Source organism: Pantoea sp. BR_17 (assembly GCF_041955125.1).
Classification (GTDB): domain Bacteria; phylum Pseudomonadota; class Gammaproteobacteria; order Enterobacterales; family Enterobacteriaceae; genus Pantoea; species Pantoea stewartii.
Genome location: NZ_JAVAXT010000018.1, coordinates 57,637 through 67,397, shown reverse-complemented (window position 1 = coordinate 67,397; position 9,761 = coordinate 57,637). Strand labels below are relative to the sequence as shown.

The 9,761-nt window shown below is 51.2% G+C and carries 11 protein-coding genes; 7 read left to right on the top strand and 4 right to left on the bottom strand.

Going from position 1 to position 9,761, the window contains the following annotated elements; genetic code table 11:
* Positions 1-399: 399 nt before the first annotated feature.
* From RAC60_RS21555 to RAC60_RS21540, 4 genes are all read right to left on the bottom strand, one after another.
* Complete coding sequence (locus RAC60_RS21555; protein WP_375094310.1) at positions 400-654, bottom strand: biofilm/acid-resistance regulator YmgB/AriR; 255 nt, start codon at positions 652-654, stop codon at positions 400-402.
* Positions 655-796: 142 nt separating this feature from the next.
* Positions 797-1,084, bottom strand: coding sequence for a hypothetical protein (locus RAC60_RS21550; RefSeq protein ID WP_033742341.1), 288 nt, complete (start codon positions 1,082-1,084; stop codon positions 797-799).
* Positions 1,085-1,248: 164 nt separating this feature from the next.
* Positions 1,249-1,494 (bottom strand): regulatory protein YcgZ, encoded by a 246-nt coding sequence (ycgZ, locus tag RAC60_RS21545; protein WP_033742343.1) that lies wholly within the window; start codon positions 1,492-1,494, stop codon positions 1,249-1,251.
* Between the two features lie 227 nt (positions 1,495-1,721).
* Entirely contained in the window at positions 1,722-2,030 is a 309-nt protein-coding gene (locus RAC60_RS21540) for a hypothetical protein (RefSeq protein WP_241492762.1), read from the bottom strand.
* A gap of 352 nt (positions 2,031-2,382) precedes the next feature.
* Between RAC60_RS21540 and RAC60_RS21535 the strand changes: the two genes are divergently transcribed.
* The 7 genes from RAC60_RS21535 (at position 2,383) to RAC60_RS21505 (ending at position 9,761) form a co-directional block, all read left to right on the top strand.
* Positions 2,383-3,240: a metal ABC transporter substrate-binding protein gene (locus RAC60_RS21535; protein ID WP_269750711.1), complete on the top strand. Its 858-nt coding sequence runs from the start codon at positions 2,383-2,385 to the stop codon at positions 3,238-3,240.
* Positions 3,237-4,055 carry a manganese/iron ABC transporter ATP-binding protein gene (locus RAC60_RS21530; protein WP_058708871.1) on the top strand — a complete coding sequence of 273 codons (819 nt, stop codon included), beginning with the start codon at positions 3,237-3,239 and terminating at the stop codon, positions 4,053-4,055. Before RAC60_RS21535 ends, RAC60_RS21530 begins: the two co-directional genes overlap by 4 nt.
* Positions 4,052-4,900 (top strand): iron/manganese ABC transporter permease subunit SitC, encoded by an 849-nt coding sequence (gene sitC, locus RAC60_RS21525; protein ID WP_054687852.1) that lies wholly within the window; start codon positions 4,052-4,054, stop codon positions 4,898-4,900. The genes RAC60_RS21530 and sitC overlap by 4 nt, the downstream gene beginning before the upstream one ends.
* Positions 4,901-4,902: 2 nt before the next feature.
* Positions 4,903-5,724, top strand: a complete 822-nt coding sequence (locus RAC60_RS21520) for a metal ABC transporter permease (RefSeq protein WP_058702585.1) — start codon at positions 4,903-4,905, stop codon at positions 5,722-5,724.
* Positions 5,725-5,947: 223 nt separating this feature from the next.
* Positions 5,948-6,436, top strand: a complete 489-nt coding sequence (locus RAC60_RS21515; RefSeq protein ID WP_033742349.1) for a (2Fe-2S)-binding protein — start codon at positions 5,948-5,950, stop codon at positions 6,434-6,436.
* A complete protein-coding gene (locus RAC60_RS21510) occupies positions 6,433-7,425 on the top strand; it encodes a xanthine dehydrogenase family protein subunit M (RefSeq protein WP_033742351.1) in 993 nt (330 codons plus the stop codon). The genes RAC60_RS21515 and RAC60_RS21510 overlap by 4 nt, the downstream gene beginning before the upstream one ends.
* The gene (locus RAC60_RS21505; protein ID WP_081316788.1) at positions 7,422-9,761 is read left to right on the top strand and encodes a xanthine dehydrogenase family protein molybdopterin-binding subunit; all 2,340 of its coding nucleotides are present in this window, start codon (positions 7,422-7,424) and stop codon (positions 9,759-9,761) included. Before RAC60_RS21510 ends, RAC60_RS21505 begins: the two co-directional genes overlap by 4 nt.

The following is a 9,761-nucleotide window of genomic DNA, read 5'->3' as shown; positions in this document are numbered from 1 at the left end:
TCTACAACGTTGTCTGTATATATTTTTTTAATGGTACCGCGACCACCGAGAACTACACCGTCTAATTCGTCGCCAGCGTCAGATGTGTATAAGATCTAGGAATATATATACACCAGTTGGAGGTTATGTGAATAACCATGAGGACAACGATATTCGTGCGTTGATTGGAGAAGTAGTCAGTGAGCTTTTAAAGAGGGGCGAGCCCGTGCAGTTTCATCAAATTACAGATGCACTATTTCGTATGAGTCAGGACAGCGGTGATAAGAGAGTTAAACTTCTTTGCAAGCGCGCCATCCATTTTTTTGCGCGTAAAATGCATTAATGTTTATGGCTATATCAAGGTGTTGCAGGGTAGGGGGAGCCAGGAAATGCTAATGATTTCATTTCCTGGCATGAACATTAAATGCCTGCGTCGTCCGGAGTACGGCCTACGACAATCTCCAGTGTGTTGCGTAACAGTTGTGTCTGAGTTGCATCGTAAGTGCACTCAAGTTCAGCAATTAGGTAAAGAATGATAGCTTTATTTGTCACGCGTTTCTCATCGCTGACAATATTTCTGATTACCCGACCAAGCAATTCAGTTTCTTTGGCGAGGTGATCGCCTTCACTGCGGAAAAATTCGATGATGGCTAAATCTGATGTGCTCTGTTGCATAGTCTCAATTCTCTAAGAAAATTGTCAGTTGAATAGCAGGAAGTCAGCCGACAGTATTATTATTTATCAGGGTTAATCAGGTAACTTACCTGTCTGCAATCACACCGCATCATCGCCGAATGACCAGCCACAAACATTAAGCTCAGTGCTTTTTAGAACCTTCAGGCGGACCATCATTGTTTAAACGGTGCTTATCACGTTCGGAAAGATCCACTCTTCGACGACTGTTTGCAGAAGCCATTCCTTTTTGCACTTCAACGATGGCAACTTTAATCGCACGCAGTCGTGTTGCATCTTCCGTTTCGCCCGCCATCACCTCAAGCTGGGCAATTAATGCATTGCTGGAAATCGGACTTTCGGACTTGAGTAAGGTCAGCACGGCCTCACCTATCATCACATCCGTTATTTTTTCTTCTTCACTTCTGTACATACTGGCTTCTCTGATTACGAATGTGTGGCCATAGTCCGGTCACGATGACGGGGACAGCTAACCTTCCCGCGTCAGCTGTGGACAGTACACTCCCTGTGACTAAACGCAGTACTGTCCGATCAGAATTTACTTTAAAAACGAATTAACGATTAATGCAAAATTTATCAGCCTTCACGGCTAAACAGCAAACCAATCAGGGCCTGATAATGTTGCTGTTGTTCTGATGAAGCGCACCCATCAAGACGATGGAGAAGTTTACTGCATATAGCTTTACGAGAGAGCGTTTGACCAGCGCGCAGGAGTTCCACAACAATTTCGCCCAATGTTTCCTGCTGAGAGGGCTGGCTGGCCTGGTTAAAATAACGGGCAATGTCGCTGGTATTATCCGGTGCATGTCCGTTCTGACGCATGCTCATATCCTCAAGTGGTTAAAATATACCTCGCCGCTAAGCGAAAGTTATACATGTTTTAAAAACTTGTACAGAATTTTGATGATCTTGAAGGAATATTTTTGTGCAAAAAATGCTAATTGAGGTAAAACAGAGGGTTATAGAGGTTGGCGTTTAAACTTTTTTAACAATTATGGCGTACGGTTCAGCTTGTTTCCCACCAACAGGGATGAAAAACAAGCTTATTACTATTTAAAGAAAATATCATCATAGTCATTGTCAGAAGACGCTGAAAAAGGGTGCTTGCGTGCAGACCAGCTTGTGCCGGCAGACGAGCGTGCACCGATTTTTCTGAATCCCATGAGCCACTTTGTTGCATCGGCCAGTTGCAGAAGTCGTTTTTCATCAACTTCAGATTCTTTCATTACCCTGAGCTCATCCACCAGGGACTCAACACTTACGTCCTGATTAATTGCTATCAGGTTCAGAGCAGCCTCGCCAATGATAGTGTTAGTCAGATACTGTTGTGAAAGTAGCAAAATAACCTCCTTTGGCATGTGTTCCACATTCGTAATTTTAGCAAAGAATACAATCCGCCTTACCGTACAGCGCTGTTTGTACGCTTACACGAACTCACTGCACCTGTTTAGACAGAAAATCTGCATTAGCTGGAGAGGGGTGGATCTATTTTTTACTCTTTAAAATAACGAATTACATATCTCCTGTCAGAAAAAATGAAACTTCCATTCATTTCATTAAAAAACTTCACAAAGTGTTTCTGTCCCTGATTTATAGCTTGTGCTATACAAGTTAGCACGAGCTATATTTGCGCATTAAGCTGAGGACAGTACGATGAACAGGTTTAAAAGGTATTGGATAACCGCGCTGAGTGTCATGCTCGGTGTTGCAATGACAACAAACAGCCATGCCGCTGAAAAATTTAAAGTTGTAACGACATTTACCGTCATTGCCGATATGGCAAAAAATGTGGCGGGGGAGGCGGCTGAAGTAACATCCATCACTAAGCCCGGAGCCGAAATTCATGATTATCAGCCGACGCCCGGAGACATAAAGCGGGCTCAGGGGGCGCAACTGGTGATGGCTAACGGCCTGAATCTTGAGCTATGGTTCCAGCGCTTTTATCAGCACCTGAAAGGCGTACCTGACGTTGTCGTTTCTGCCGGAATCGAGCCCATGGGGATAGGGGAGGGGCCTTACAATGGCAAACCCAATCCTCATGCGTGGATGTCGCCCGATAATGCACTTATCTATGTCGACAATATTCGTGACGCGCTGAGTAAATATGATCCGACCAATGCCCAGATCTATGCACAGAACGCCGCTGCCTATAAGCAGAAAATCATCGCATCGCTTGAGCCTTTCCGAAAACAAATCGCCGACATCCCTGAGAACAAACGCTGGCTCGTGACCAGCGAGGGGGCATTTTCCTACCTTGCGCGCGATTTGGGGCTTAAAGAACGTTATCTCTGGCCTGTCAATGCCGATCAGCAGGGGACGCCTCAACAGGTACGCCAGGTTATTGACCAGATGAAGAAACATGCCATTCCCGTTATTTTCAGTGAAAGCACCGTATCGGATAAACCGGCTCGTCAGGTAGCACGTGAAACACAGGCGCACTATGGCGGCGTTCTGTATGTCGATTCTCTCAGTACCGCCAGTGGACCCGTACCAACGTATCTGGACTTACTTAAGGTCACCACTCAGACATTGGTGAAAGGCATTAATGATGGGATGAAAAAACAATGACGCCGACAATTGATGTTTCTGACCTCTCGGTAATCTACCGCAATGGCCATATTGCCCTCGACAAGGCCAGTTTTTGCGTGCCAGCCGGTTCTATTGCCGCATTGCTTGGCGTCAATGGCTCGGGGAAATCAACGCTTTTTAAAGCGCTGATGGGGTTCGTTCCTGTCCGTGCAGGTACGGTCAGTATCCTCGGTATGACAACGCGACAGGCCTTACGCCGTAGTCTGGTGGCTTATGTGCCGCAGGCAGAAGAGGTCGACTGGTCTTTTCCTGTCCGGGTTGAGGATGTTGTCATGATGGGGCGTTATGGTCACATGGGTCTGATGCGCAGGCCCAGACAACAGGATCGTGACAAAGTCATGGCTGCGCTCGGACGGGTAGATATGCTCGAATACCGGGAGCGGCAAATCGGCGAGCTCTCAGGCGGTCAGAAAAAACGTGTCTTTCTCGCCCGGGCCATTGCTCAGCAGGGAGAGGTAATTTTACTGGACGAACCTTTTACAGGCGTCGATGTAAAAACCGAAGCCAAAATCATTAGTCTGTTGCGTGAACTGCGCGATGAAGGGAAAACCCTGCTGGTCTCAACGCACAACCTCAGTTCGGTGATGGCGTTTTGTGACTACACCGTGATGGTCAAAGGTACCGTTCTGGCCAGTGGGCCGACGCGCACCACCTTTACACAGGCAAATCTCGAACGGGCATTTAGCGGTGTACTTCGCCATGCGATGGTTGAGGGTGAGCTGCGTGAGGTCATGGATGATAAGCCTCTTTTACCCGCATCGCCTGACAGGCGTTCAGTACGAGGTCAGCCATGACGCTATTATTTGAACCCTTCAGTTATCAATATATGTTGAATGCCATGTGGATTGCCGCAATGGTGGGTGGATTGTGTGCCTTTCTTTCATGCTACCTGATGCTAAAAGGCTGGTCGCTTATCGGCGATGCGCTGTCGCACGCTATCGTGCCGGGCGTGGCAGGCGCGTACATGCTGGGGCTTCCGTTTGCCTTTGGTGCATTCCTGTCGGGGGGATTAGCGGCGGGGAGCATGCTAGTGCTGAATCAGCGTACACGTTTAAAAGAAGATGCCATTATTGGTCTGGTATTTTCTTCGTTTTTTGGGTTAGGGCTGTTTATGGTTTCACTGAATCCCCTGTCGGTGAATATTCAAACCATCATACTGGGCAATATTCTGGCTATCGCCCCCGCGGATATTGTTCAGTTGGCCGTTATCGGGATCACGTCTGCCACGATTTTATTTTTCAAATGGAAAGATTTAATGGTGGCTTTCTTCGATGAGAACCATGCTCGCGCCGTGGGGTTACAGCCGGGACGGCTCAAGATACTGTTTTTCACCTTACTTGCAGTTTCAACCGTTGCGGCATTACAAACGGTTGGGGCTTTTTTAGTAATCAGTCTGGTGGTAACACCGGGCGCAACCGCATGGCTGCTGACCGATCGCTTTCCACGTTTACTGGCTATTGCTGTCGCCATCGGCAGCCTGACCAGCTTTGCGGGTGCCTGGGCAAGTTATTATCTCGATGGTGCGACAGGAGGAATCATTGTGGTGGCCCAGACGTTGCTGTTTCTGCTGGCTTTTGTGTTTGCACCTAAGCACGGTTTACTCGCGAACCATCGGCGTCGCCGGATGCAGGAGATATGATGATGTGGCTTGAACCTTTTCAGTTTGGTTTTATGAACCACGCCCTGTTAATTGCCTGTATCGTTGCTATTCCCTGTGCGCTGTTGTCTGTCTTTCTGGTTCTGAAAGGGTGGGCGCTGATGGGGGATGCCATGAGCCATGCCGTGTTTCCCGGTGTTGTGCTGGCATGGATGCTGTCATTACCACTTGCCACAGGCGCTTTCAGCGCGGGTTTTTTCTGCGCGATTGCCAGCGGCTATCTTAAAGATAACAGCAGAATCAAACAGGATACGGTACTGGGGATTGTTTTTTCGGGCATGTTTGCCACCGGCCTGATTATGTTTGTTGCGTTAAAACCCGCGATTCATCTCGACCATATTCTCTTTGGCGATATGCTGGGAATCAGCCGTGATGACATTATTCAGACAGGGGCGATGGCTGCGACAGTGGTAATACTTGTTATCCTGAAATGGCGTGACCTGATGGTATTCAGTTTCGATGTCCAGCAGGCGCGGGCTTGTGGCCTGGCGGTGCGCTGGCTGCATTATGGCTTGTTAGCCATGGTTTCTCTGACGATTGTGGCGACGTTAAAAGCGGTGGGCATCATTCTTTCCATTTCTTTGTTGATTGCGCCCGGCGCGATTGCTGTCTTACTGACACGTCGTTTTTCACATGCGTTGATTCTGGCCGCTCTCATTTCCGTAATGGTATCGCTCAGCGGTGTATATTTGTCATTTTTTATCGACAGTGCCCCAGCACCGACCATCGTTGTCTTATTCGCTTTCGTTTTTATGATCAGTTTGTTGATCACGCACGTTAAAGGCCCACGTTTACCTGCCCATTAATCTTCGCTGTTTCGCTGACCGTCACCCTTGTCTGGACGGTCAGCGTCAAGCACAGCAGACATTCTTCTCGTTTTTATCTCCGACCCAAAAAATAAGTGCTAAACCTAATGACGGACATACGCATGTAAACATCAGGGTTATCCGCGCTTCACGTTTTTAATTTCGCCCGTTAGCGATAAGCCTCATATCACGTAACCGGCCCTGCAACCATGGGAAACAGATAATGTCAGAAAAAATACCACTCACGATGCAGGTCAATGGTGAGACCCGGCAGTTAACGGTCGATCCTCGCGTCACATTATTAGATGCACTGCGCGATCACCTTGATCTGACCGGCACTAAAAAAGGATGCGATCAGGGCCAGTGCGGCGCCTGTACAGTGCTGGTGAACGGTCAGCGTGTCCTGAGTTGCCTGACGCTGGCTGTCCAGACGCAAGAAAAAGCCGTCACCACGATTGAAGGTCTGGAACAGGCATCGGGTGAGCTGCACCCGGTACAGCGCTGTTTTATTGAACATGACGGTTTTCAGTGCGGCTACTGCACGCCCGGGCAGATTATGTCTGCGGTCGCCTGTATTAAAGAAGGTCATACAGGCTCAGACGACGAGATTCGCGAATACATGAGCGGTAATCTCTGCCGCTGTGGCGCGTATCCTTTTATCATTGATGCGATAAAGCAGGCTGCAGCTGAAATGGCGGAGGACGTACGATGAACGAATTTCGCTGGCAGGTTGCCCGGTCAGTAACGGATGCAGCAGGCGCTAAACAGCACGCTGACAATCAGCTTATCGCGGGCGGAACGACGCAACTTGATTTGATGAAATGTGGCGTACTGACTCCCTCACTTCTCACCGATATTGCCGGCTTGTCGGATCTGTCAACGATCGAATTCGGCGACGATAAAATCACCATTGGGGCGCTGGTCACCATGAGTGAACTGGCCAGTCATCCTGATTGTGAGGCCCTGGCCCCCGCGCTGTATGGCAGTCTGTGGCAGGCTGCGTCGCCTCAAATCCGCAATATGGCAACCATCGGCGGCAATCTCTGCCAGCGTACCCGTTGCGCCTACTACCGCGATCCGGCCACCTTTTCCGCCTGCAATAAACGTACGCCGGGCTCCGGATGTGCAGCGCTGCACGGCATCAATGCGAGTCACGCCATTCTGGGCGGCAGTGAACAATGTGTGGCGGTCTATCCTGGTGATCTGGCCGTCGCGCTGACGGCCTTTGACGCGACGATTATTGTCCAAAACAGCCATCAGGATACGCGGCGCATTCCGGTTGACGACTTTTTTCTGTTGCCCGGCGAGACGCCGCAGCATGAGCACGCCTTACAACCCGATGAAATTATCGTCGCCATCGAGATTCCCCGTTCCTTAGCATTAAAACAGTCCCATTACCTGAAAGTACGCGATCGGACTTCTTACGAATTCGCCAGCGCGAGTGCGGCCGTGGGATTAACGCTTGCGCAGGGACGGATAGAGACCGTTCATATCGCGTTAGGTGGTGTCGCAACCAAGCCCTGGCGTGCCCGTCATGTGGAGCATGCGTTAACCGGACAGCGGTTTGAGGAACAAAGCCTGTATAAGGCCGCAGAATTAATCACTCAGGAAACGCGCGCGCTGGCGCACAACGCTTACAAAATAACGTTAACGCCGCGCGTGATTGCCCGCGCGCTACTGGCTGCGGGAGAACTGGCATGACAAAAGACAATAATGATCCGACGCTGGCCGATAATGCCGTGCTGTCCGCGGATGAGCAAAGCGTCAATCCTCACCGTCGCGCCTCTGCCAGCCCTTCCGGTCTTGGCACACCGCGAACCCGCGGTGAGGGCAAGGTCAAAGTCACGGGAAAAGCCCGTTATGCTGTAGAGCATAAGCCCGATCGCGTGCTGCATGGCGTCGTCCTGCAATCGACAATTGCCAGTGGCCGCATCTCACATATCGATACGGCCAAAGCGGAACGTGCGACAGGTGTGATTGCCGTTTATACGCATCTTAATTCACTCAGAATCAATAAGCCGACGGCTATCGCTGATGGCGGTGCGGCGCAGACAATCTATACGCCCATTCAGGACGATGTGATTATTCACAATGGTCAGAACATTGGCTTGGTCGTAGCAGAGACATTTGAACAGGCAACTTATGCCGCTTCCCTGGTCGATATCCACTATGAGACGACGCCTGCCCTGATCTCGGCGACGGATGAAGGGGTGGAGCCTAAGTCGACTACAAAGCAGGACATCGATTTAGGTGAGGCTCAGGCCGCCATGGAACGTGCGGACGTGCGGATTAATCAGCGTTATACCACGCCACGCGAATATAACATGCCGATGGAGCCCCATGCCTGTATTGCACACTGGGAGCAGGGCCGCATAACCGTCTGGGAACCCAGCCAGTGGGTGGCAGGGGCGCAGGTTGAAATCGCCGAATGGATGGGGATCTCGCCAAAAGATGTTCACGTCATCTCGCCCTATGTGGGGGGAGGTTTTGGCTCTAAGCCGGTGCCCTATACGCACGTAGCGCTGGCCTGCGTGGCCTCGCGCGCGCTTAATCGTCCGGTTCGGGTGTCACTGACGCGGCCACAAACCTTCACGGGTTTAGGGGGGCGTCCTGCCACCTCACAGCAGCTGGAGATGGGAGCGACACGCGATGGGAAAATTCAGTCGGTGATTTTGCGCAGCTTCAGTGAAACGTCACTGATTGATGTCTTCGCTGAAAACTGCAGTAAGGTGACGGGGCGCATGTACGCTATTGAAAATCTCTCGGCGCAGCACCAGGTCAGGCCCATCAATACCGTCACGCCAGGCTGGATGCGCGCACCGGGTGAGAATCCCAGTGCATTCGGGCTTGAGGTGGCGATGGATGAAATGGCTTATGCGCTAAATCTCGATCCGCTGGCCTTTCGCTTACGCAACTGGGCAGATCACGATTATCAGTTGGGGTTGCCCTGGAGTTCACGTCGTCTGAAAGAAGCCTATGAAAAAGGGGCGGAAGCCTTCGGTTGGGATAAACGCATTATGGCGCCTCGTTCGATGCGCGAAGGGCGTGAATTAATTGGCTGGGGCATGGCATCGGGCACGTATCCGGTTAATACCATGCCGGCTGAGGCAAAAATCCTGCTTTCCTCTCAGGGGCAGATTGTTGTGCAGTGCGCGGGAGCTGACATCGGCACCGGGACGTACACGATTCTGGCGCAAACCGCCGCTGATATCTTAGGGGTGGATTCACACTGCATTGAAGTTGAACTGGGCGATACGCAACTGCCACGAGCCGGCGTTGCGGGGGGCTCTCAGCTGGCAGGAAACCTGACGGCTGCGGTTGATGACACCGCCAAAAAAATGCGCGCGCGCTTAGTTACGCTCGCAAGCGAATTAACGGGCTCGCCTCTGAAAGGCATCCCTCCGCATGAACTCAGCATGGCGAACGGGGCGATTTGTGTTACCGCTAACCCTTCTCAGACTGTTTCTTTTGGTGCACTGGTCAGCCTGACGAATGCATCCGTGCTGTGCGTCGAAGGCGGCACGTTCTCAGCGGATATGTCTGCCGAGGAACGGGACAGTGTGACCGGTAGCCTGGGTGAAATGAGCCGCCCGGAAGACGTCTCCGCACACAGCTGGAGTGCACAGTTTGTCGAAGTGAGAGTGGACGAGGACTTTGGCACCATCCGGATCAAACGTATGGTCGCGGCGTTTGACAGCGGCCGGCTTTATAACCCCAAACTGGCCCGCAGTCAGTGGGTTGGCGGCATGATTATGGGCGTGGGACAGGCCTTGCTTGAGGAAGGCATTATCGATCCGCGCAACGGCAGAGTGCTGAACAACAATCTTGCCGATTATCTGATTCCCGTGAACGCGGATATCCCGGCGATTACCACGATTGATGTTGGCCTGCCGGATTATAAAGCGACCCGGATGGGCGGCAAAACGGTGGGTGAACTGGGCATCGTGGGCGTGGCGGCCGCGATCAGTAACGCGGTTTACCATGCTACGGGCAAGCGGGTCCGCGATCTGCCCATCACGCTGGATAAGATTCTCTAA

Coding starts and splice junctions, on each gene's coding strand:
- RAC60_RS21555 (WP_375094310.1), bottom strand. CDS start 654: ATGCAACAGAGCACATCAGATTTAGCCATCATCGAATTTTTCCGCAGT.
- RAC60_RS21550 (WP_033742341.1), bottom strand. CDS start 1,084: ATGTACAGAAGTGAAGAAGAAAAAATAACGGATGTGATGATAGGTGAG.
- ycgZ (WP_033742343.1), bottom strand. CDS start 1,494: ATGCGTCAGAACGGACATGCACCGGATAATACCAGCGACATTGCCCGT.
- RAC60_RS21540 (WP_241492762.1), bottom strand. CDS start 2,030: ATGCCAAAGGAGGTTATTTTGCTACTTTCACAACAGTATCTGACTAAC.
- RAC60_RS21535 (WP_269750711.1), top strand. CDS start 2,383: ATGACAACAAACAGCCATGCCGCTGAAAAATTTAAAGTTGTAACGACA.
- RAC60_RS21530 (WP_058708871.1), top strand. CDS start 3,237: ATGACGCCGACAATTGATGTTTCTGACCTCTCGGTAATCTACCGCAAT.
- sitC (WP_054687852.1), top strand. CDS start 4,052: ATGACGCTATTATTTGAACCCTTCAGTTATCAATATATGTTGAATGCC.
- RAC60_RS21520 (WP_058702585.1), top strand. CDS start 4,903: ATGTGGCTTGAACCTTTTCAGTTTGGTTTTATGAACCACGCCCTGTTA.
- RAC60_RS21515 (WP_033742349.1), top strand. CDS start 5,948: ATGTCAGAAAAAATACCACTCACGATGCAGGTCAATGGTGAGACCCGG.
- RAC60_RS21510 (WP_033742351.1), top strand. CDS start 6,433: ATGAACGAATTTCGCTGGCAGGTTGCCCGGTCAGTAACGGATGCAGCA.
- RAC60_RS21505 (WP_081316788.1), top strand. CDS start 7,422: ATGACAAAAGACAATAATGATCCGACGCTGGCCGATAATGCCGTGCTG.